Source organism: Collimonas fungivorans (assembly GCF_028292705.1).
Lineage (GTDB): Bacteria > Pseudomonadota > Gammaproteobacteria > Burkholderiales > Burkholderiaceae_D > Collimonas > Collimonas fungivorans_B.
In genome coordinates this window covers 1-22,628 of the sequence record NZ_JAQGLV010000040.1, presented here as the reverse complement: position 1 = coordinate 22,628, position 22,628 = coordinate 1, and the positions used below count along the sequence as shown (strand labels likewise).

The window sequence follows — 22,628 nt, the reverse complement described above, 5'->3', positions numbered from 1 at the left end:
ATTACTTGCTAAGTAAGCGCATGCCGCGCTCCAGGCCGTCCATGGTGACCGGAAACATGCGGTTGCTCATCAGCTGCCGTATCACTTCCACCGACTGCCGGTACTGCCACAGGCCTTCAGGTTCGGGATTGAGCCAGACGAACTTGGGAAAAGCCTTGGTGAAACGCTGCAGCCACTCGGCCCCGGCCTCTTCATTGTTGTATTCGACCGAACCACCCGGCTGCAGGATTTCATAAGTGCTCATGGTGGCGTCGCCGACAAAGATCAATTTGGTGTCCGGCGTGTACTTGCGCAGGATATCCCAGGTCGGGAAGCGTTCGGCATGGCGGCGCTGGTTGTTTTTCCACAGGTAGTCGTAGACGCAGTTGTGGAAATAAAAGAACTCCATGTTCTTGAACTCGGTCTTGGCGGCGGAGAACAGCTCTTCAGTGCGGGCGATGTGGTCGTCCATGGTGCCGCCGACATCGAGCAGCATCAATACCTTGATGTTGTTCTTGCGCTCCGGCCGCATCTTAATGTCGAGGTAGCCGGCATTGTTGGCCGTGGCGCGTATGGTGTCGTCCAGCGCCAGTTCTTCGGCGATGCCTTCACGCGCGAACTTGCGCAGGCGGCGCAGGGCCACCTTGATATTGCGCGTGCCCAGCTCGCGCTCGTCGTCATAGTCGCGGTAGGCGCGCGCATCCCACACCTTGACCGCGGTGCGGTTGCCGCCGCTGCCGCCGATGCGGATCCCTTCCGGGTTGCTGCCGCCGTGGCCGAACGGCGACGTGCCGCCGGTGCCTATCCATTTGTTGCCGCCTTCGTGCCGTTCTTTCTGTTCCTCCAGCAATTCCTGCAGGCGGTCCATCAGCTTGTCGTAGCCGAATTTCTCCAGCTGCGCCTGCTGTTCCGGCGACAATTCGCGTTTCATGCGCTGGATCAGCCATTCCAGCGGGATTTCGGCGTTTTTCTCGAAGACGGTCTGGATGCCCTTGAAGTAACGGCCGAAAGCCTGGTCGAACTTGTCGAAATGGGCTTCGTCCTTGACCAGCGTGGTGCGCGCAAGGTAATAGAAATTATCGAGCGTCGGCGAAATCACTTTCCGCTGCAGCGCTTCCAGCAGGAGCAGGAATTCCTTGATCGACACCGGGATCTTGGCGTCTTTCAGGGTAAAGAAAAAATCGATCAGCACGGGATTTACCGGTTTTTCCTGGCCATGAACACCAGGCGTTCAAACAGATGCACATCTTGCTCGTTCTTCAGCAGGGCGCCGTGCAGCGGCGGCACCACCGCCTTGGCGTCGCTGCTGTGCAGGGCTTCCGGCGGGATGTCTTCGGCCAGCAGCAGCTTGAGCCAGTCCAGCAGTTCCGAGGTCGACGGTTTTTTCTTCAGCCCGGCGACGTCGCGCACCTGGTAGAAGGTTTCCAGCGCCTGCGCCAGCAAGTCTTTTTTCAGGTTGGGGAAGTGCACATTGACGATGTCCTGCATGGTCGCCTTGTCCGGGAACTTGATGTAATGGAAGAAACAGCGCCGCAGGAAGGCGTCCGGCAATTCCTTTTCATTATTCGAAGTGATGATGACCAGCGGCCTGTGCTTGGTGCGCACCATTTCACGTGTTTCATAGACGTAAAATTCCATGCGGTCCAGCTCGCGCAGCAAGTCGTTGGGGAACTCAATGTCTGCTTTGTCGATCTCATCGATCAGCAATACCACTTGTTCGTCTGCGTCAAACGCTTGCCACAGGACACCTTTGACGATGTAGTTGTGGATGTCCTTGACCCTGGCGTCTCCCAGCTGCGAATCGCGCAGGCGTGATACGGCGTCGTATTCGTACAAGCCTTGCTGGGCTTTTGTGGTCGACTTGATATGCCATTGCAGCAAGGGCATGTTGAGGGCGGCGGCCACTTCTTCGGCCAGCATGGTTTTGCCGGTGCCCGGCTCACCCTTGATCAGCAATGGCCGTTGCAGCGTCAGGGCGGCGTTGACTGCCAGTTTCAGGTCGTCGGTGGCGACGTAACTGGGGGAACTTTCAAAACGTGTCTCAGGTCGCATTGTCGTGATGAGGAAGCAATAAGGGAGTAAACAAGGCCGAGTATAAACGAGATGGCCGATTGGCTGGCCCGGGCTCAAAAACATGCTGTCTTGATGACGAGACAAGCTCATCCTCACTGTTATAAGAATAGCCAATGAAAATTCTGTTTCTCCGCCTGCGGGTAATGTGGCGCCGGTTTCGACACGGCGAGCGGCACCTGGAGGCTGATAGCCGGCACCACGCCACCCAGGTCGACGCTTTGATGCGGCGCGCCAATCCGTTTTATTCCTGGCAGGAACGGGCCAACTGGATCATCGATATTGTCCAGTGGCTGCGCCATGTCCCCAAAGTCTCGATGCTCGACGACGACGCCAGGCTGCGGGTCAAGCAGCAGCGCCTGCGTTTCCTGCTGGAATGGCTGGACAGCAACCGCGACGTGCGCCGGGTAGTGCAAGCCACATTGCAGAAAACCTTGCGTGAAGCGGCCGGCCCTGAGCTGTTTTGCGCCACCGGCCTGCCTCATGAACCGGCGTTCTTCAGCGAACTGACCGAACACGCGGTGAAGCTGGTGCTGCCGAAACCGCCGTTCGAGGCCGATTTGTCCGCCTTGTTTACCGCCTTGTTCCCGACCCCGGAAGACGCTGACTGGCTACTGGCGCTGGACAAGCAAAGCGTGGCGCAAATCTGGAAACTGATTGCCGATGACGGCATCGCCCACAGCTACCAGCAGCAGATCGACGAGGCGCTGATCTACCTGGCGGCGACCGTGCTGGCGGACGGCATCAGCAAGGCCTTCCGCCAGAAGCTGGACCCGAAGATGCCTTTGCAGGCAACCCCGTTCATGGTGTTGCGGCGCGAGCTGGAAACCTATTTGTATGTCAGCCCGCGGGATGACGCAGCCTTGCGCAGCGTGCGCATGCTGATTGCCGTGTGCCAGGCGCAGACCGACAGGATCTATGCCCATCTTGACGAGCATGGCGTGTCGGTCAGCTTGGTCTATCGGGTCGAACGCATGCGCGCGCAGCTGACGCGGATGGCGCTGCTGACTGACCTGCGTTCCGTAATTTACAGCACCGGCGCGGCCAGCCGGGATGCCGAGACGGGCGCCGGGCAACCGGGCGCCGGGCAGATCCAGGCCCTGCTGGGCGACCTGATCGCGGCCCATCATCAGCGCTCTTCGGTGCGCGGACTGATACAGCGCAGCTTCTCTTTGCTGGCGCGCAAGATGGTTGAGCGCAACGCCGATCACGGCGAACATTACATCGCCCGCGATAGCAAGGAATATCGCGCCATGCTGAAGGCAGCCGGGCGCGGCGGCGTCATCACGGCGTTTACCGTGCTCGGCAAGTCCCTGGTATCGGCGGTCGGCGCGGCGCGCTTCTTTGAGGGTGTGTTCGCTTCCCTGAATTATGCCGTCAGTTTCATGGCGATTTCCGCCGTCGGCGGCGTGCTGGCCACCAAACAGCCGGCAGTGACGGCGCCGGTGCTGGCCTCCAAGATGGGACAGCTGGATACGGTAGAGGGCTTGCGCGCCTTGCTCAGTGAAATCGCCTTGCTGCTGCGTTCGCAAGCGGCGGCGGTGTTCGGCAACCTGATGGGAGTGGTGCCCGTGATGCTGCTGATTTCCGGCGCCATCATGCTGGCCACCGATGCACCGATGATGACGGCCGAGCACGCCAGCGCCAGCCTGCACAGCCTGTCGGTGGTCGGACCGACGCCCTTGTTTGCTGCTTTCACCGGGATCTTGCTGTGGCTGTCGAGCCTGGTCTCGGGTTTTGCCGACAACTGGTTTGCCCTGCGCCGCCTGCGCGAAGCGCTGACCCATCAGCGGCGCCTGGTATTCGTGCTGGGAGCGATGCGGGCCGAACGCTGGGCTGGCTGGCTGGACCGCAACGTGGCGCAGATTGCCGGCAATGTCTCGCTTGGCCTGTTGCTGGGGATGACGCCGGTGCTGGCGCAGTTCTTCGGCTTGCCGCTGGATGTGCGCCATGTGACGCTGGCCACCGGCTCGCTGACTGCCGCCGCCAGCAGCCTGGGCTGGGAAGTGCTGGCGGCGCCGCAATTCTGGCTGGCGGTAGCCGGGATCGCCAGCATCGCCGTATTGAATGTCGGCGTCTCGTTTGCCTGTGCGCTGACCCTGGCTTTGCGCGCACGCGATGTGCCGGCGCGCATCCGGCGGCTGGTGTTCCGGGCGGTGCTGCGCCGTTTCAGTGCCTCGCCGCGTTCTTTCCTGTTCCCCGAACGGCCGGTGGCGCCGGTGGCAGCGCCTGTCCCGCAGGCCGATACGGCCGCAGCCGACGCCGTCGACGGCGATCCCGCTGAACCCGTTTCGCCGTCGGAAGCGTCCCCCCTGCGCCAGCGTCAGCCCGGCAGCCGCCACGGCTGAAACGGCCGGCGCACCCGGCTGGCGGCGGCAGCGCCGGCAAAAGCGGGTCAAACCAGTGGAAATTGATTGTCCTAGCCCCGCAAATGCCGTGATTTTGGCATTGGCGGGCGTGGACTGTGCCTGTTTCTTGGGGTAAAATTAGCCGGTTTTGGTGTAGGGTAGCGGCGGCAGTTCGCGTCGGGCAGGGCTACCTTGGCAAGTATATGCAGCAAGGCGTATGGAGTATATCTGTTGCCCGTGCTGTATTTCCTGCAGTATTTGAGGCAATATTCGCGGCAAGTTCGCAGTAAAAGGGGCAGGAAAACTGTATTAGGCGGCGCAGGGGCGGCGGGAGACACGCAGCCTGGACACGCGGCAGGTTTTTCATGGTTCCTTAAACCGGTTTCGCTACAAATTACCCAGCTAATATGAAAAAACTAATTGCACTTCTCGCGCTCGCGAGTCTTGCCAACCTGGCCGCAGCCGCGGACGTGGTAGGCAACGCCAAGGCAGCTGAAAACAAGGTATCGATGTGTATCGGCTGCCACGGCATTCCCGGCTATAAAGCTACCTTCCCGGAAGTCTATCAAGTGCCTATGCTTGGCGGCCAGTCGGCGCAATATATTCAAAATGCGCTGGCAGCTTATAAAAAGGGCGACCGCAAGATGCCAACCATGCGCGGTATCGCAGCCAGCCTGTCTGATCAGGACATGGCCGATATTGCGGCATATTATTCGCAGCAGAAATAAGGGACCCACATAATGAAAAAGATTTTTTCTGGCGTGGTGTTTCTGCTTTCCGCCACATTCCTGAATGCCCACGCAGCGGGAAATATCGCAGCGGGTGCTGCAGCTGCAAAAAAATATGCTTGCGCGTCCTGCCACGGCGCCGATTTTCACAGCCCGACCACTCCGGATATTCCGCGCCTGGCCGGTCAGCATCAAGATTACCTGCAGCACGCCCTGATTGCCTACCAGCGCGGCGGCGATGGTCCAAACGGCCGCAACAATGCGGTCATGGGCGGCCTGGCAAAAACGCTGTCGCATCAGGAAATACAAGATATTGCAGCTTACCTGCATAGCTTGCCGACGACCCTGGTGCTGGAAAAATAAGATTCATCAGTTACGCAAAAAAAACCACGCAATGATTGTTGCGTGGTTTTTTTTCATCTGTCCGCGGGAAAATACAGCGTGAATACGGTCATCTGGCCTGCGCTGCGGCTCAGTTCGACCCGGCCGCCATGCAGTTTCATGATCGACTGCACGATGGCCAGCCCCAGCCCGGCCGAAGAAGCCGAGTCGCTGCGCGCCGGATCGGCCCGGTAGAAACGGTCAAACAGTCTCGGGATGGCCGAATCCGCAATCTGCGGGCCCGGATTGCTGACGCTGATCACGGTTGCCTGTTCGGTCTGCGCCGCTGCCAGCACGATGGCTTGGCCGGCGGCGGTATAGCGGATCGCATTGGCCACCAGGTTGCTGATCGCGCGCCGCAACAGCATGGCGTCGGCCCGTATGCTGCCGGAGGCGACGATTTCCAGACGGACCCCGCTGTCTTCCGCCACTCCTTCAAAGTAGTCGGCGATGCGCTGCAGTTCCAGGCGGCAGTCGAGCTCCCCGAAGGCGACTGCGACGTGTGCATGGTCGGCGCGCGCCAGGAACAGCATGTTGTCGAGCATGCGCGCCAGCCGTTCGTACTCTTCCACGTTGGACACCAGCAGCCCTTGGTATTCTTCGGGTAAACGCGGCTGCGCCAGCGCCACCTGGGTTTGCACCATCAGGTTGTTGATCGGCGTGCGCAAGTCATGCGCCAAGTCGGCGGAAAACTGCGACAGGCGCTGGAAGCTGTCGTGCAGCCGGTCCAGCATGCCGTTGAAGGCGACCACCAGCTGCTGCAATTCATACGGCGCGCTGGCGACGTCCAGGCCGCGGTCCAGGCGCTGCGCGGTGATGGAATGGGCCTGCTGCGCGATCAGGCGGGCAGGGCGCAAGCCGCGCCGCACCAGCACATAACCCAGCAAGGCTGCCAGGATGGCGCCAGACAGGGCCGCGCCGAGTATCTGCTGGCGGTAGCTGGCCAGCATGGCGATGCTGTCGCTGGTATTGTGGGCGACGATGATCTGCACTCTTTCGCCGGTGCTGTCGATGTTGGCCCACAGCGCTGTCGCCCTTACCGGCAAACCGGCCGAGGTACGCAGGTTCCGCCGGGCTTTTTCATCGGGCTCCTGGCCAGCGGCAGTCATCGGCAGCGCCGGCAGGCTGCCGGCTTCGGGCAGGGTGTCGAGCAGCGGCGCGCCGTCGGCGCTGCGCAGTATCAGCAGCAGGTCGTCGTGGCCAAGCGTGGCGTCCATGAACGAGTGCGGATCGTCGCGTATCGCCTGCACCGACCTGGCCTTTGCCGCAAGGTGCCGCATCAGGGTGATTTTCCCCATCAGCTCCTGGTCGTCGTGGTGTTCCAGCTGGCGCGCCAGCGAATAATACAGATAGCTGCCGACCATGGTAAACGTGAGCAGGGTCGCCAGCGCAAACAGCAGCGCCAGGCGGACGGTCAGTGAGCGCGGCGCACGCAGCCTCAAGTGCGGTCCTCCAGCACGTAGCCCATGCCGCGCACGGTATGGATCAGCGGCGGCGCATACGGCTCGTCGATCTTGATGCGCAGGCGCCGTATGGCGACATCGACGACGTTGGTGTCGCTGTCGAAATTCATGTCCCACACCTGCGATGCAATCAGCGAGCGCGACAATACTTCGGACTGGCGTTTGGCCATCAGGTGCAGCAGGGAAAATTCCTTGGTGGTGAGGTCGATGCGTTCGCCGTTGCGCGTGACGCGCCGTTTCATGACGTCGATTTCCATGTCGGCGATATGCAGCAGGTCGGATTCGCGGATCGGTCCGCGCCGCAGCAGGGTGCGGATCCGGGCGACCAGTTCGGCAAATGCAAACGGTTTCACCAGGTAGTCGTCGGCGCCCAGCTCCAGGCCCTTGATGCGGTCGTCGACTTCGTCGCGCGCGGTCAGGAACAGCACCGGCGTCGAATGGGTCTTGCGCAGCTCGCTGATCACCTGCCAGCCGTCCATGCCGGGCAGCATGACGTCCAGCACGATCAGGTCATAGTCTTCCGTGGTGGCGCAGTGCAGGCCGTCGGCGCCGGTCCGGACCCAGTCGACCACATAACCTGATTCGCTCAATCCCTTGCGCAGGTATTCGCCCGCCTTGGGCTCGTCTTCCACCAACAGGATGCGCATGTATCACCCTTCTGCTTGCGTGTGTTGTTGCTGCGGGTTGCCGCGGGTTACTGCCAATTACTGGCGATTATCTTACAGAACCCCGCAGCGGTGGATTACAAAAGCGTAATCCAGCCGTCACCTTCCGGTTTCCGTCTCCTTTCTACACTTGGTTCAACGATGCGGCCCAGGCGGTTCTGCACATGGCGGCGTCGTTGAATCCTTTCTTAATTTTCCGGAGGTTGAAATGAACGCTAAACAATTATTTGCCGTACTGACTCTGATCACGGCCAGCGGCGTCGCACTGGCGCAGGCACCCGCTGCCGACAAACCGGCAGCTCCGGCCAAGGCTGAAGCGACAAAGGAAGCGGCCAAGCCAGCCGCCGGCAAGAACAAGTCCAGCACGCATGACCATAAGCAAGACGGTCCGAAAAAATCGATTTATTCCGGTGCCTGAACGTAAGCCTTTAGCGCCCGTTGCTCTGACGCAGCTGCCGCGCTGGTACAGCAAGCAGGCGTTGGAGTGTTCCCAGATGAATAGGAGATGCAGATGAATATCAAGCAAATGTCCCTCGTTGTTGTTCTGCTGGCTGCCGCCGGCAGCGTCATGGCGCAATCCTCGGCGCCAGCGGCAGGCAAGACCCGCGCCGAAGTCGTGCGCGAACTGGAACAGGCGCGCGCCGCCGGCCAGATGTCGGTGGCGGATGCCCACTACCCGAAGATTCCTGCCGATGGCAGCAAGGGCGGCATGGCGGCCCCATCGAAACCGGTGACAGATGAATCGCACCAGAAGATCGACCCGGTGTATGCCGGTCATTGATGCATGCAGCAGGTTTCATGGCGCGGGTCAGGCGACCCGCCTGCCATGCAGGCTGACACAGCTGTTTTGAGGGGAGTAGTCATGTATAAGCTTTTCTTGCCGCTCGGTCTGGCGGTATTGGCCTGCCAGCCGTCCCTGGCGCAGGAAGCAAAACCGGCGGCTGCGCCGTCGGGCATCAATTACAGGCTGCCGCCGCTCAAGAGCAGCGATGCCGGCAGCAAGCTGACGCTGGAACAGGCGCTGGCGCAGGCATTCAGGAGCAATCCGGAACTGGCCGCGGCGGTGCTCGAGGTCGCCGCAGTCGACGCTTCCATTTTACAAGCCGGCGCCCGACCCAATCCAGAACTCTCGACCTTGCTGGAAGACACGCGCAAGGCGACCCGGACCACCACCGTACAACTGAACCAGGCGCTGGAGCTGGGCGGCAAACGCGGCGCGCGGATTGCCGCTGCGGAAAAGGGCCGGGATGCGGCCAAGGCTGACCTGCTTGCCAAACGGGCCGACGTGCAGGCGGCGGTAGTCGCGGCTTATTTTGCGGTGCTGGAAGCGCAGGAGAATCTGCAGCTGCTGCAAAGCTCCCTGCAATTGGCGCAACGGGCCACCGGACTCACCGCGAAGCGGGTTATCGCCGGCAAGGTGGCGCCGATCGAAGAGACCAAGGCGCGTGTCGCCGAGGCCGGTGTCCAGGTCGATCTGCAGCAGGCCGACAGCGCGCTGAATATCGCACGCCGGCGCCTGGCAGCCACCTGGGGCGACAGCAGCCCCGCTTTTGCGGCAGTCGATGGCGAAATAAACAAACTGCCGGCGCTTCCCGAATTCGAGTCATTGCAAGCGCGCCTGCAAGATTCTCCGGTGTATGCCAGGGCGCGGCTGGAAGTGGAACGCCGCCAGGCCATGGCAGAGATGGAGCGCAGCCGCCGGATTCCCGATGTCACCGTCAGCATCGGCAGCAAGCGAGCGGAGGAGATTGGGCGCAACCAGATGATTTTCGGCCTGTCGATTCCCCTCCCTGTGTTCGACCGCAACCAGGGCAATCTGCTGGAAGCGCTGCGCCGTACCGACAAGGCGCGCGACGAACAGAAAAGCGCCGAACTGCGCCTCAACGGCGAACTGGCGGACGCCTATGAACGGTTGAAGCTGGGACGCCAGCAAGTGGCGGCGCTGCAGGACGAAATCCTGCCAGCCGCGCAGAAAACCTACGACATCACCACCAAGGGTTTCGAGCTCGGCAAATTCAGCTTCCTGGAAGTGCTGGATGCACAGCGTGTGCTGTTCCAGGCCAAGTCGCAGACCCTGCGTGCACTCGCAGACACCCATCGCGCCGCTACCGAAATCGAACGCGTGGTAGGAATCTTCCCTCCGGCCGACTCTTCGCAGTCAGCTTATTAATCAGCTTATAAAGCAGCCAACATGAAAATCAATTTAAGCAAAAGCAAAGCTATCGCGGCCGGCATAGCGACGATTGTCGCGCTGGTCGCGGCGGGTATGTACTTGAGCGCGGGCAGCAATGGCGGTGGTAAGCCGGAGCAAAACGCGCACCGGGAAGCCGCCGCGCACGCCGATACCGAACACCACGGTGAAAAGCCATCCGAGAAACACGGCCACGACAGCCAGCATGCGGACGGCGAACATCACCCGGCGGCAAGCACTGGTCCGCACGGCGGGAAAATGTACGCCAAGGACAAGCTGGCGCTGGAAGTGAACATGGTCGAGGCCGCGGGTGAAGCGCGCCTGCAGGTCTGGCTGTCCAATGACGGTAAACCGCTGGCGCCGGATGCAGCCAGGCTGGAGCTGGTGCTGACCAGGCCGGACGGCGAACTCCAGAAAATCGGCTTCGCGCCGGAAAAGGATTTCCTCAAAAGCACTTTGCCGATAGCTGAACCGCACGTATTCGACGCCAAGCTGCAGCTGCAATACGGCAACCAGTCCATGCAAGCCGGATTTTCCCAGGAGGAAGGCAAGATCGAACTGGACCAGGCCCAGGTTGCCGCCAGCGGCGTCAAGCTTGAGAACGCCGGCCCCGCCAAGGTGAAGACCTCAGTCACCTTGCCGGGAGAAATCCGCTTCAATGAAGACAAGACCGCCCACGTGGTACCGCGCCTGGAGGGGGTGGTAGAGCAGGTTGCGGTCAGCCTCGGCCAGCAGGTCAAGAAAGGGCAGCTGCTGGCGGTGGTGGCCAGCACCGGCCTGGCGGAACAGCGCAGCGAACTGCTGGCGGCGCAGAAGCGCTTCACGTTTGCGCGTACGACCTATGAGCGCGAAAAAAAGCTGTGGGAAGAAAAGATATCCGCGGAACAGGATTACCAGCAAGCACGGCAAGTCATGAGCGAGGCTGAAATCGCCTTGCAGAATGCGCGCCAGAAACTCAATGTGCTGGGCGCCGGTGTCGGCGCCGGCAATCCTGGCGCCTTGAACCGTTATGAGATCCGGGCCCCGTTCAATGGCCTGGTGACAGAGAAACACATCGCGCTGGGCGAGGCCGTGGCGGCCAACGCCAGCATTTTCACGATCTCCGACCTGTCGACCGTGTGGGCCGAGATCATCGTGCCGGCAAAGGACCTGAACCTGGTGCGGCTGGGCGAAAAGGTCAAGATCAGCGCCACCGCCTTCGAGTCGACGGCGAGCGGCAGCATTTCCTATGTCGGCGCCTTGCTTGGCGAACAGACCCGCACCGCCAAGGCACGCGTCACGCTGGCCAATCCGGACATGGCCTGGCGGCCGGGCCTGTTTGTCAATGTCGAGGTGGTTTCCAGCGATGCTGAAGTAGCGGTGGCGGTGCAGCCGCAGGCGATACAGAGCGTGGACGACAAGCAGGTAGTGTTCGTCCGCATCGCCGACGGTTTCATGGTGCAGCCGGTGAGCACTGGCCGCGCCGACAGCCAGCATGTGGAGATCGTCAAGGGACTCAAGCCGGGCGCGCGCTACGCGGCCGACGGCAGTTTCGTTCTCAAATCGGAACTCGGCAAGAGCAGCGCCGAGCACGCCCACTGATGAAGCAAAGGATCCGATCCCATGTTTGAACGTATCATACGTTTCGCTATCGAGCAGCGCTGGCTGGTCATGCTGGCCGTGTTTGCGATGGCCGCGCTCGGCATATATAACTATCAGAAGCTGCCGATCGACGCGGTGCCAGACATTACCAATGTCCAGGTCCAGATCAACACTTCTGCGCCCGGTTATTCACCGCTGGAGACCGAACAGCGGGTGACTTTTCCGATAGAAACGGTGATGTCCGGCCTGCCGCACCTGCAGCAGACGCGTTCGCTGTCGCGTTACGGCTTGTCGCAAGTGACCGTGATCTTCAAGGACGGCACCGATATCTATTTTGCGCGGCAGATGGTGAACGAGCGGATCCAGGAGGCGAGGGGCAAGCTGCCGGCCGGCGTAACGCCGGCGATGGGGCCGATTTCGAGCGGCTTGGGCGAGATTTACCTGTGGACGGTAGAAGCCAAGGACGGCGCCAAAAAAGCGGACGGCAGCGCCTATACTGCTACCGACCTGCGGGAAATCCAGGACTGGATCATCAAGCCGCAACTGCGTAATGTCAGCGGCGTCACGGAAATCAATTCGATCGGCGGTTTCGCCAAGGAATACCAGGTGGCGCCGGTGCCGGAGAAGCTGGCGTCCTACGGACTGACTTTGCAGGATATCGTCACAGCACTTGACCGCAACAACAGCAATGTCGGCGCCGGTTATATCGAAAAGCGCGGCGAGCAGCTGCTGATCCGGGCGCCGGGCCAGGTGCAGTCGATAGAGGACATGCGCAACATCATCCTGGGCAATGTGCAGGGCGTGCCGATCCGTATCCGCGATATCGGCGAGGTCGGCATCGGCCGCGAACTGCGCACCGGCGCGGCTACCGAAAACGGCCGAGAAGTGGTGCTGGGCACGGTGTTCATGCTGATCGGCGAAAACAGCCGCGCCGTATCGCAGGCGGTCGACCGCAAGATGGTCGAAATCAACCGCAGCCTGCCGGCCGGGGTCGAAGCGGTGACGGTCTATGATCGTACCGTGCTGGTCGACAAGGCGATCAATACTGTCAAAAAGAACCTGCTGGAAGGCGCGATCCTGGTGATCGCGATCCTGTTCATGTTCCTTGGGAATATACGGGCCGCGATCATTACTGCGATGGTGATCCCGCTGTCCATGCTGTTTACCTTCACCGGCATGGTCCAGTACAAGGTGAGCGCCAACCTGCTCAGCCTGGGCGCGCTTGATTTCGGCATCATCATCGATGGCGCCGTGGTCATTGTCGAAAACTGCGTGCGGCGCCTGTCCCATGCGCAGGCGCACCACGGCCGGCCGCTGACCCGCAGCGAACGCTTCCATGAAGTATTCGCCGCTTCCAAGGAAGCTCGCCGCCCGTTATTGTTCGGTCAGGTCATCATCATGGTGGTTTACCTGCCGATCTTCGCGCTGACCGGCGTCGAAGGGAAAATGTTCAACCCGATGGCCTTGACGGTGGTGATTGCCCTGGTCGGCGCGATGATTCTGTCGATTACATTTATTCCGGCGGCGGTGGCGCTGTTCATCGGCAATCGTGTGGCGGAAACCGAAAATTTCCTGATGCGCGGCGCCAAGCGCTTCTACGCACCGGTGCTGGAGTGGGTAATGCAGCGCAAAGCCGTGGTGCTGGGCGGCGTACTGGCCGTGCTGCTGTTGTCCGGCCTGCTGGCGACCCGGCTTGGCAGCGAGTTCGTGCCAAGCCTGAATGAGGGCGACATGGCAATCCAGGCGCTGCGCATCCCCGGCACCAGCCTGACGCAATCGCTGGAGATGCAAAAACAGATCGAGAGCACATTGAAGCGGCAGTTTCCCGAGATAGAGCGCGTGTTCGCCCGTACCGGAACCGCGGAAATCGCCTCCGATCCGATGCCGCCGAATATCTCCGACGGCTACATCATGCTCAAGCCGGAAACCGACTGGCCCAAGCCGAAGAAATCGCGGCCTGAGCTGCTGGCGGCGATCCAGGAAGCCGCCAACAAGATCCCCGGCAACAACTACGAGTTTTCGCAACCGATACAGCTGCGTTTCAATGAACTGATTTCCGGCGTGCGCAGCGACATCGCGGTCAAGATATTCGGCGACGACATGGCAGTCCTGAACGATACCGCCGACAAGGTTTCGACCGTGCTGGGCAAGATCACCGGCGCCGCCGAAGTGAAGATCGAACAGACTTCAGGCTTGCCCATGCTGACGGTGAACATCGACCGCGACAAGACCGCGCGCTACGGCCTCAATGTGGCCGACGTGCAGGATGTGGTGGCTACCGCGATAGGCGGCAAGGAAGCCGGAACCTTGTTCCAGGGCGACCGCCGTTTCGATATCGTGGTGCGTCTGCCGGAGGAGCTGCGCAGCGACCTCGAGGCTTTCAGGCGCCTGCCGATTTCGCTTCCGCGCAACGGCGGCGGAGAAGGGCGCACCAACTATATCCCGTTGAGCGAGGTAGCCAGCCTGGAACTGGCGCCCGGGCCGAACCAGATCAGCCGCGAGAACGGCAAGCGGCGGATCGTGGTGAGCGCCAATGTGCGTGGCCGGGACATCGGTTCGTTTGTAGCCGAGGCGGAGGCCAAGCTGCAGCAGGTCAAGATCCCGGCCGGCTACTGGACCAGCTGGGGCGGCCAGTTCGAACAGCTGCAGTCGGCCAGCCAGCGCCTGCAGATCGTGATCCCGGTAGCGCTGCTGCTGGTGTTCACGCTGCTGTTCGCCATGTTCGGCAACATCAAGGATGGCTTGCTGGTGTTCAGCGGCATCCCGTTTGCATTGACCGGCGGCATCGTCGCCTTGTGGCTGCGCGGGATTCCCTTGTCGATTTCGGCGGCGGTCGGTTTCATTGCCTTGTGCGGGGTGGCGGTGCTGAACGGCCTGGTGATGATCGCCTTTATCCGCAGCCTGCGCGAGGAAGGCCGCGGCCTGGATGCGGCGATCCGTGAGGGTGCCCTGACCCGTTTGCGGCCGGTGCTGATGACGGCGCTGGTGGCTTCCCTGGGGTTTGTGCCGATGGCGATTGCCACCGGCACCGGGGCGGAAGTGCAGCGGCCGCTGGCGACGGTGGTGATCGGCGGAATCCTGTCGTCAACCATCCTGACCTTGCTGGTGCTGCCGATCCTGTATCAGTTGTTCCATCGCCGTGACGAAGATGAAGAAGGAAAGGCTGTCGAAGAAGCCGTCGTCCAGCACTGAGTTTGCCGAACCTGAGTTCCCTGCCCAAACGTCTCCTTGGGTTTACGCCTGGATTTTATCCAGGCGTTTTTTTTCGGCCCGGCCCGGCGTGGCCTGGCGTTGTGTTAAACGCGCTTCCTGACGCAGTCGATATAGGCCGCGCCGTCCGGCGGCAAGCCGCTGCGTTGCGAATTCCAGATCATCTCGCCCAGGCATTCCATGATGTGGTGGTGGGCTTCATGCTCCGATTGCAGGCGTTGCGTCAGGGCGGTGGCGGCGGCGCGTATGCCGGGCGGCTGGTCGATCGAGATCTGCTCGGCGATCGACAAGTGCATGGACAGATGGAGGAAGGGATTGGTCTGGCCGTTCTCGACCGAGTAATCCGCCTCCAGTGCGGCGTCGACGTCTTTCAGGTCATCGTCATACTCGGGATGCTGTTTCAGCCAGTCGCTGGCGATGGCCTCCAGCGGCGTGAGGATTTCGCCGGTGCGATGCTTGCGGTAGGTTTCGCAGAAAAAGCGCCGTACGTCGTCTTGGGATGGATTGAACATGATGGTTAACTGATCAGTCTGGCGATGCCGAAAGCGACGGCCGCGGCGAGGCCGCCGACCATCAGGGTTTGCAATGCCGATTTGAAGGCGCCGGTGCCGGTGACGCGGCCTTTCAGGTAGCCGAAGACAAACAGCGCCAGCAGCGTGACCACGGTGGAGGCGGCCAGGGCGCGCGGGATGGATGTCATCAGCATGTAGGGAGCGAGCGGGATCAGGCCGCCGACCAGGTAGGACAGGGCGATGGTCACCGCGCTTTTCCTGGCCGCGGCCGGCCGCGGTTCTTCGAGGCCGAGTTCAAAACGCATCATGAAATCGCGCCAGGCGATCGGATTGCGTTCCAGTCCGGCCAGCATCGGTTCGCATTCCTGTTTCGTCACGCCATACTGGGCCATGATATCGATCACTTCCTTGCGCTCGCGGTGCGGAACGTTCAGGATTTCCTGTTCTTCGCGTTCGCGCTCGGCGTAATAGTGCTGGCGCTGGGTACGCCCGGCCAGGTAGCCGCCCAGGCCCATGGCGATCGAGCCGGCGGCGATTTCCGCGACGCCTGCGGTGACCACGATGTCGATCCCGGCCGCTGCGCCGCTGATCCCGGCCGCCAGTGCAAACGGCACCGTCAGGCCGTCGGCCATGCCGATGACGATGTCGCGCACGGTGTCGCTGGCTTCGAAATGGTGTTCGGTATGCGGATGAGAATGTTGCATGGATTTATATCCCTTTTTCCGGCAACGGCGTTTTCGCCTTGAAATCGCACAGGTCGGCGATGCTGCAGTTCCAGCATAGCGGTTTGCGGGCAATGCAGGTATAGCGGCCATGCAGGATCAGCCAGTGATGGGCGTCCAGCAGGAACTCGGCGGGCACCAGCTTCATCAGCTTGTGCTCGACCGCCTCCACATCCTTGCCGGGCGCGATGCCGGTGCGGTTGGAGACCCGGAAGATATGGGTGTCGACCGCAATCGTCGGCACCCCGAAAGCGGTGTTCAGCACCACGTTGGCAGTCTTGCGGCCGACCCCGGGCAGCGCTTCCAGCTGTTCGCGGGTGCGCGGCACCTGGCCATCGTGCAAGGCCACCAGCATGCGGCAGGTTTCGATCACATTCTTGGCCTTGGTGCGATACAAGCCGATCGTCTGGATGTACGGAATCAGGCCGTCGACGCCGAGCGCATGGATCTGCGCCGGCGTATTGGCGACCGGGTACAGCTTGCGCGTCGCCTTGTTGACCGAGACGTCGGTGGCTTGCGCCGACAGGATCACCGAGATCAGCAATTCAAACGGCGTGGTGTATTCCAGTTCGGTGGTCGGGTGCGGCAGGGCGGCGCGCAGGCGGGTGAATATTTCCCGGCGTTTATTTGCATTCATGAGCGGCATTCATGGCGAGTCCTTGGCAGCCTGTTCGGCTTGTTGTTCTTTCTTCAGCCGGGCCCGTTCGATGGCGGCCTGGATGATGGCTTTCTTGCGTTGCTGTTCGGCTTGCTGTTCAGGTGTCGCCGCCGATTCGGCTGCAACCGCCTTGAGTTTTTCCGCGGCCTTGGCGGCCAGGCGATCGTCGTTTTCGCGCTTTTCGCGCGCCAGCCTGAACGCACGAAAATCGTGGCTGGCACGTGCTGTGTCGGCCTGCTGCTGCGTCCATGCATCCCATCCGGTGTCTGTGCCGCTGACGTCGACCATGGTGATGCAATCGACCGGGCAAGGCGCTACGCACAGGTCGCAGCCGGTGCACAGGTCGTTGATTACCGTGTGCATCTGCTTGGCGGCGCCGGCGATGGCGTCGACCGGACAAGCCTGGATGCACAGCGTGCAGCCGATGCAGGCGACTTCATCGATGACCGCCAGCGGCCGCGGCCGTTCGGCGCCGTTGGCAGGATTGAGCGGGATGACCGGCTGCTGCAGCAACTGCGCCAGCCGCGCCACCCCTTGCTGGCCGCCCGGCGGACACTGGTTGTAGCCGGCGCTGCCGTCGGCGATGGCTTCGGCATAAGGGCGGCAAGCCGGATAGCCGCACTTGGTGCATTGCGTCTGCGGCAGCAGCGCTTCGATACGGTCGGCGAGGGAGGGTGAGGACACGGGTGGCAGGGAACTTGGTGATGACAACTGCATATTATACCGGGGCTGCGCCAAATGAAAAAAGCCGTTCCCAGGAAGGAAACGGCTCTTGCAGCGGATTTGCCGGGCTGACGCTGCTTGCTTAAGCGTTGTCCTTGATAAAGGCGGTTATCTTCGGGCAAATCAGTTCGCGCCAGCGGCGACCCGAGAAAATCCCGTAGTGGCCGCATTTCTCGGCGGTGAAATGCTGTTTTTTGCTTTTCGGGATGGAGCTGCACAGGCCATGTGCGGCCTGGGTCTGCCCCGGGCCGGAGATGTCATCCAGTTCGCCTTCGATGGTAAACAGCGCGACGCTCTTGATATCCTGCGGCCGCACCAGCTTGCCTTCGACTTCCCAGGTGCCATGCGGCAGCGAGAAATCCTGGAACACGGTCTTGATGGTTTCCAGGTAGTACTCGGCCGGCATGTCCAGCACCGCGTTGTACTCGTTATAGAACTTGCGGTGGCTGTCGGCGGACTCGTTGTCGCCTTCGCGCAGGTGCATGTAGAAATCCCAGTGGCTCTGGGCATGGCGGCTCGGATTCATGGCGACGAAACCGGCATGCTGCAGGAAGCCCGGATAGACCTTGCGGCCGAAACCTGGGTAGTTGGAAGGCACGCTGTAGATCACGGTGTTCTCGAACCAGCTGAATGGCTTTTCGGTGGCCAGGTTATTGACGTCGGTCGGCGATTCGCGCGGATCGATCGGGCCGCCCATCATGGTCATGCTCTTCGGCAGGTGGCTGTCCTTGGCGCTGGCCATCAGCGAAATTGCGGCCAGCACCGGAACGGTCGGCTGGCAGACCGAGACCACGTGCAGGTCCGGTCCCAGCTGGCGGATGAAATCCTGTATGTAATAGATATAGTCGTGCAAATGGAAGGCGCCGTCGCTGGCCGGCACCATGCGGGCGTCGGTCCAGTCGGTGATGTAGACATCGTGTTCCGGCAGCAGGCCGCGTACGGTATCGCGCAGCAGGGTCGAATGATGGCCCGACAAGGGAGCCACCAGCAGCACGGTCGGCTGCTTGAGCGCGCCCAGTTCCTTGGCGCTCAGGTCTTTCCTGAAATGCAGCAGGCGGCAGAACGGCTTGGTAGTCGCTACTTCTTCGATGATTGCGACCGTTTTGTCGTTGACCAGCGTGCTGTCGATTTCGAACTCAGGCTTTTCATACTGTTTGCCGAGGCGGTACATCAATTCGTAGCCGGCGGCGATGCGTTGCGCAAATGGCGTGTGGGACAGTGGCGATATCGGGTCGGTGAAGAGTCTGCTGCCGGCATCGGCCCATTGCACCAGGGGATGGAGTAAGGAGCGGTTGAATTCGTGAAATTGATAGAGCATGCGTTACCTCTCGGGTGGTCCACTACAACAGGGGTTGCTTATAATGCAACTTATCTGCCATTTTATCTTATGCAAGGAAATGCCGCAAAATTCCTGTAGTTTGACAACAACGGTAGAAAAATAGGATAAACGATTTGGTCGCAAATATACCACTTACGGCTCCGTGGCATCGAGGTTTTCAGCCTGATTTCTACTTGGCGATCAGATCCGGCGACATGACAGCTTTCAGATAGTTGGTAGTGATATCGCCGCGCTCGCGCTGGGCAATCCACCAGACGCTGCCTTTCCTGATAGACCATTCCTGCATCTGGCCGGCTACCAGCAGGGCGGCGGCCTGGCCCAGCGTCGGCTGGTGGCCGATGATCAGCACCGGTTCACGGTTGTTGGGCCAGTTGGCTACCGCCAGCAACTGCTCGGCGCTGCAGTCGGGGGCGAGGTCGGGATGGGTCTTGAATTTGCGCCCCAGCGCTTCCGCCGTTTGCACCGTACGGGTGGCCGGACTGCTGATGATCTTGCAACTGTGCGGCAGGTTATGGTCCAGCCAGTCAGCCATTTTCCAGGCTTGTTTATGGCCCTTGCCGGTGAGGGCGCGGCCCTCGTCCGGTTCGCCGATTTCTGCCTCCGCGTGCCGCCATAGAATCAAGTCCATGATTTGCCCTTGCTCACTTGTTTGTGTAATGCGTAGGGGAAAGCGCACCTAAAGCCAGCATCAGATGGCGTTGCGCGCCGTATGGTTTTTGTCTCCGGTGAGGCTTGTTTTTATGCCAATTGCCGTCGGATCCGAGGCTCCAGGCATTGGTATTGTCTTTAAGGTAAGGCGTCAGGCCTTCGTTGATGACTCTTCTCTTGAGCGATTTGTCGAGCACCGGGAATGCCACTTCGACCCGCCGGAACAGGTTGCGGTTCATCCAGTCGGCGCTGGCCAGGTAGACATCGTGCTGCAGGTTGTTGCGGAAATAATAAATGCGGCTGTGTTCCAGGAAGCGGCCGATGATGGAGCGCACGTGGATATTCTCGGACAATCCCGGAACGCCAGGCCTGAGCGCGCAAGCGCCGCGCACGATCAGTTCGATCTTGACGCCGTCGGCGGAGGCGTCGTAGAGGGCGCGGATCACGGATTCGTCCAGCAGCGCGTTCATCTTGGCGACGATGCGCGCCGGCCGGCCCTTGCGGGCGATCTCGGCCTCGTTGTGGATCGCCCTGATGATTTCCTTCTGCAGCAGGAACGGCGCCAGCCACAGGTAATCCATTTTCTTGGGCTTGGTGAGGCTGGTCAGGTGCAGGAAGACTTCGTTGACTTCGGTGGCCAGCTTCTGGTTCGAAGTGAGCAGGCCAAAGTCGGTGTAAAGCTTGGTGGTGGTCGGATGGTAGTTGCCGGTGCCGAGGTGGGCGTAATAGTGCAGTTCGCCGTCGCCGTTCTTGTCGGCTTCGCGCCGGATCACAAGCGACAGCTTGGCATGCGTCTTGAGGCCGACAACGCCATATACCACCTGGGCGCCGGCGCGTTCCAGCTTGTCGGCCCAGTTGATGTTGGCTTCCTCGTCGAAGCGCGCCATCAGTTCAACGATCACCATCACTTCCTTGCCGCGCTGAGCCGCAACAATCAGGGCCTCCATCAGGTCGGAGTTCATGCCGGTGCGGTAAATGGTTTGCTTGATCGCCACCACATTGCTGTCGAATGCCGCGGAGCGGACAAAATCGACTACCGGCTGGAACGACTGGAACGGATGGTGCAGCAGCACGTCTTTCTGTTTCAGCTGCGCGAAGATGTCGCTGCCGTTTTCCAGGTGCAGCGGCAGACCGGGGGCAAACGGCGGGAAACGGAGGCTGGCGTCGCTGATCTGGTCGATCATCTCCGACAGGCGCACCATGTTGACCGGGCCGTCGACCGCGTACAGGCGGTTGGGGGCGATGCCGAACTGGTCGAGCAGGAACTGGGCCAGGTGCGAGGGGCAGCTGCGCGCCACCTCCAGCCTGACGGCAACCCCGAACTGGCGGCTCTGCAGCTCGCTTTGCAGCGCTTGGCGCAGGTTCTTGACCTCTTCTTCGTCGACCCACAGGTCGCTGTTGCGCGTCACCCGGAATTGTGAATAAGCCAATATCTGGCGGCCGGCAAAAAGATCGCCTATATGGGCATGGATGATGGACGACAGCAGGCAAAACGAGGCGCCGTCTGGCGACAGCACGTCCGGCAGCTTGATCACGCGCGGCAATACGCGCGGCGCCTTGATGATGGCAATCGAGGTGCTGCGCCCGAACGCATCCTTGCCCGCCATCTCGACGATGAAATTGAGGCTTTTGTTTAATACCTGGGGAAACGGGTGGGCCGGATCCAGCCCGATGGGAGTCAGCAGGGGGCGGATTTCCTGCTCAAAGAAGGACTTTACCCATGCCCGCTGTTCTTCGTTGCGGTCGCCGTGCCGCAGCAGGTGGATGCGGTTGGCCGATAGCTGCGGCAAGATAGTCTGGTTAAGGATGGCGTACTGGCGATCGACGATCTGGTGGCACTCTACGCTGGTGCGCTCAAGCGCGGCGACCAAGGCCGGCGACTCGGCGCCGCCTCCTTCCACTTGGCTGTTTGCCAGCAAGCTGGCGATGCGGACTTCAAAGAATTCGTCGAGGTTGTTGCTGACGATGCACAGGTACCGCAATCGCTCCAGCAGCGGCACATGCCGGTCCTCGGCCTGGGCCATGACGCGCCGGTTGAAGGCCAGTTGCGACAGTTCGCGATTCAGATAGCTTGGGTTGGCGCCTAATCTGGCGCTGGGGTGCTTGGAGTCATCGTCCGGCTTGGTTTTCTTATTCATGAATCAGGCAACTGGTCTGATGGTTACGGCGCAGTGTATGCATTGAATATGACAGCTTGATGAAGAAAATGGAAGCATCGCAAGACGTTTGCCCTTGTGAGGCGGCACCGTGCGCCGGCCGGATGAAGAAGATACTACGGCGTAATAGGTTTTTTTTCCTGTTTTTTCCTGATTTTTTTGATAATTTAATGTTATTTGCATTGTTTTTTTCCTCGTCATAAAGCTGTCATAAATGTTGGTTAGAGTTCGCCCTGTCTTAGGGGCTGTTGTGAAATTGGCTTCCTTGCAAGGAGATGAATTTCACAACAGTCTCGACTTGGGCACACCACATCTATAGTCAACAAGGGAGTAACAAATGCGATTGAATCACTTCGTTAAGGCCGCCATTCTGGCAATGGGTTCGACAGTGGCGGTTTCTTCGGTCATGGCAGCGGAAATCACCGGCGCCGGCGCTTCTTTTCCTTATCCGATCTACTCCAAATGGGCTGAAGCCTACAAAACCGCAACTGGCAACAGCCTGAACTATCAATCGATCGGCTCCGGCGGCGGCATCAAGCAGATCAAGGCGAAAACCGTGGATTTCGGCGCTTCCGACATGCCGTTGAAGGTAGAAGACCTGAACACCGACAACCTGGCGCAGTTCCCTGCGATCATGGGCGGCGTGGTGCCGGTCGTGAACCTGGACGGCGTGACTCCAGGCCAGGTCAAGCTGACCGGCCCTGTGCTGGCCGACATCTACCTGGGCAAGATCACCAAGTGGAATGCACCTGAAATCACGGCCCTCAACCCAGGCGTGAAACTGCCGGCTGACGACATCACCGTGGTGTACCGCGCTGACGGTTCCGGCACTTCATTCGTGTTCACCAGTTACTTGTCGAAGACCAGCCCGGCGTTCAAGACCGGCGTTGGCGCCGGTACTGCGGTCAAATGGCCGGTCGGCGTAGGCGGCAAGGGTAACGAAGGCGTCGCTGCCAACGTGCAAAAGATCAAGGGTTCGATCGGTTATGTTGAATACGCTTATGCCAAGAAAAACAAGCTGCAGCATACCCAGCTGAAGAATCGCGACGGTAGCTTCGTGCAGCCGGACGACGAGACTTTCAAGGCTGCTGCAGCCGGCGCCGACTGGGCCAAGACGCCAGGTTTCGCGGTGGATTTCACCGACGCGGCCGGCAAGGCCAGCTGGCCTATCACCAGCGCTTCTTTCATCCTGATCCACAAGAACCAGGCCGATGCCGCCAAGGGCAAGGAAGTCCTGAAGTTCTTTGAATGGGC

General features: G+C 60.7%; 20 protein-coding genes. 9 read left to right on the top strand and 11 right to left on the bottom strand.

Going from position 1 to position 22,628, the window contains the following annotated elements; genetic code table 11:
• Position 1: 1 nt before the first annotated feature.
• Both JWQ61_RS01975 and JWQ61_RS01970 read right to left on the bottom strand, forming a co-directional pair.
• A complete protein-coding gene (locus JWQ61_RS01975) occupies positions 2-1,171 on the bottom strand; it encodes a VWA domain-containing protein (protein ID WP_304359035.1) in 1,170 nt (389 codons plus the stop codon).
• A gap of 5 nt (positions 1,172-1,176) precedes the next feature.
• A complete protein-coding gene (locus JWQ61_RS01970; protein WP_304359034.1) occupies positions 1,177-2,031 on the bottom strand; it encodes a MoxR family ATPase in 855 nt (284 codons plus the stop codon).
• A gap of 134 nt (positions 2,032-2,165) precedes the next feature.
• Here JWQ61_RS01970 and JWQ61_RS01965 point away from each other — a divergent pair, with 134 nt between their 5' ends.
• From JWQ61_RS01965 to JWQ61_RS01955, 3 genes are all read left to right on the top strand, one after another.
• Entirely contained in the window at positions 2,166-4,397 is a 2,232-nt protein-coding gene (locus JWQ61_RS01965) for a site-specific recombinase (RefSeq protein WP_304359033.1), read from the top strand.
• 407 nt (positions 4,398-4,804) lie between these two features.
• Positions 4,805-5,125, top strand: a complete 321-nt coding sequence (locus JWQ61_RS01960) for a c-type cytochrome (RefSeq protein ID WP_014006510.1) — start codon at positions 4,805-4,807, stop codon at positions 5,123-5,125.
• Between the two features lie 12 nt (positions 5,126-5,137).
• On the top strand, positions 5,138-5,488 hold the full coding sequence (locus JWQ61_RS01955) for a cytochrome c (RefSeq protein WP_304359032.1): 351 nt from the start codon (positions 5,138-5,140) through the stop codon (positions 5,486-5,488).
• Positions 5,489-5,541: 53 nt separating this feature from the next.
• Here JWQ61_RS01955 and JWQ61_RS01950 read toward each other — a convergent pair whose 3' ends face one another.
• Complete coding sequence (locus JWQ61_RS01950; protein ID WP_304359031.1) at positions 5,542-6,948, bottom strand: heavy metal sensor histidine kinase; 1,407 nt, start codon at positions 6,946-6,948, stop codon at positions 5,542-5,544.
• Positions 6,945-7,616, bottom strand: coding sequence for a heavy metal response regulator transcription factor (locus JWQ61_RS01945; protein WP_120235518.1), 672 nt, complete (start codon positions 7,614-7,616; stop codon positions 6,945-6,947). Before JWQ61_RS01945 ends, JWQ61_RS01950 begins: the two co-directional genes overlap by 4 nt.
• 226 nt (positions 7,617-7,842) lie before the next feature.
• Here JWQ61_RS01945 and JWQ61_RS01940 point away from each other — a divergent pair, with 226 nt between their 5' ends.
• The 5 genes from JWQ61_RS01940 to JWQ61_RS01920 all read left to right on the top strand — a co-directional run bounded on the left by JWQ61_RS01940 (position 7,843) and on the right by JWQ61_RS01920 (position 14,598).
• Entirely contained in the window at positions 7,843-8,052 is a 210-nt protein-coding gene (locus JWQ61_RS01940) for a hypothetical protein (protein WP_304359030.1), read from the top strand.
• A 93-nt stretch (positions 8,053-8,145) separates the two neighbouring features.
• Positions 8,146-8,415 (top strand): DUF4148 domain-containing protein, encoded by a 270-nt coding sequence (locus JWQ61_RS01935; protein ID WP_304359029.1) that lies wholly within the window; start codon positions 8,146-8,148, stop codon positions 8,413-8,415.
• Between the two features lie 81 nt (positions 8,416-8,496).
• On the top strand, positions 8,497-9,804 hold the full coding sequence (locus JWQ61_RS01930; protein ID WP_304359028.1) for a TolC family protein: 1,308 nt from the start codon (positions 8,497-8,499) through the stop codon (positions 9,802-9,804).
• A 21-nt stretch (positions 9,805-9,825) separates the two neighbouring features.
• On the top strand, positions 9,826-11,406 hold the full coding sequence (locus JWQ61_RS01925; RefSeq protein WP_304359027.1) for an efflux RND transporter periplasmic adaptor subunit: 1,581 nt from the start codon (positions 9,826-9,828) through the stop codon (positions 11,404-11,406).
• 21 nt (positions 11,407-11,427) lie between these two features.
• On the top strand, positions 11,428-14,598 hold the full coding sequence (locus JWQ61_RS01920; RefSeq protein ID WP_304359026.1) for a CusA/CzcA family heavy metal efflux RND transporter: 3,171 nt from the start codon (positions 11,428-11,430) through the stop codon (positions 14,596-14,598).
• Positions 14,599-14,702: 104 nt separating this feature from the next.
• On the opposite strand, the gene JWQ61_RS01915 is transcribed toward JWQ61_RS01920, so the two are convergent.
• The 7 genes from JWQ61_RS01915 to ppk1 form a co-directional block, all read right to left on the bottom strand.
• Positions 14,703-15,128 carry a DUF1841 family protein gene (locus tag JWQ61_RS01915; protein ID WP_304359025.1) on the bottom strand — a complete coding sequence of 142 codons (426 nt, stop codon included), beginning with the start codon at positions 15,126-15,128 and terminating at the stop codon, positions 14,703-14,705.
• Between the two features lie 5 nt (positions 15,129-15,133).
• Positions 15,134-15,832, bottom strand: coding sequence for a VIT1/CCC1 transporter family protein (locus tag JWQ61_RS01910; RefSeq protein ID WP_304359024.1), 699 nt, complete (start codon positions 15,830-15,832; stop codon positions 15,134-15,136).
• Positions 15,833-15,836: 4 nt separating this feature from the next.
• Positions 15,837-16,487: an endonuclease III gene (gene nth, locus JWQ61_RS01905; protein WP_304359023.1), complete on the bottom strand. Its 651-nt coding sequence runs from the start codon at positions 16,485-16,487 to the stop codon at positions 15,837-15,839.
• A gap of 9 nt (positions 16,488-16,496) precedes the next feature.
• Entirely contained in the window at positions 16,497-17,225 is a 729-nt protein-coding gene (gene rsxB, locus JWQ61_RS01900; RefSeq protein ID WP_304359022.1) for an electron transport complex subunit RsxB, read from the bottom strand.
• A gap of 88 nt (positions 17,226-17,313) precedes the next feature.
• On the bottom strand, positions 17,314-18,549 hold the full coding sequence (locus tag JWQ61_RS01895; protein WP_014006497.1) for a polyhydroxyalkanoate depolymerase: 1,236 nt from the start codon (positions 18,547-18,549) through the stop codon (positions 17,314-17,316).
• A gap of 190 nt (positions 18,550-18,739) precedes the next feature.
• Positions 18,740-19,198 (bottom strand): histidine phosphatase family protein, encoded by a 459-nt coding sequence (locus JWQ61_RS01890; RefSeq protein WP_014006496.1) that lies wholly within the window; start codon positions 19,196-19,198, stop codon positions 18,740-18,742.
• Positions 19,199-19,211: 13 nt separating this feature from the next.
• Positions 19,212-21,356 (bottom strand): polyphosphate kinase 1, encoded by a 2,145-nt coding sequence (gene ppk1 / locus JWQ61_RS01885; RefSeq protein ID WP_304359021.1) that lies wholly within the window; start codon positions 21,354-21,356, stop codon positions 19,212-19,214.
• A 355-nt stretch (positions 21,357-21,711) separates the two neighbouring features.
• On the opposite strand from ppk1, the gene pstS reads away from it, so the two are divergent.
• On the top strand, positions 21,712-22,628 hold a 917-nt coding region (gene pstS, locus JWQ61_RS01880; protein ID WP_304359020.1), incomplete at its 3' end, for a phosphate ABC transporter substrate-binding protein PstS.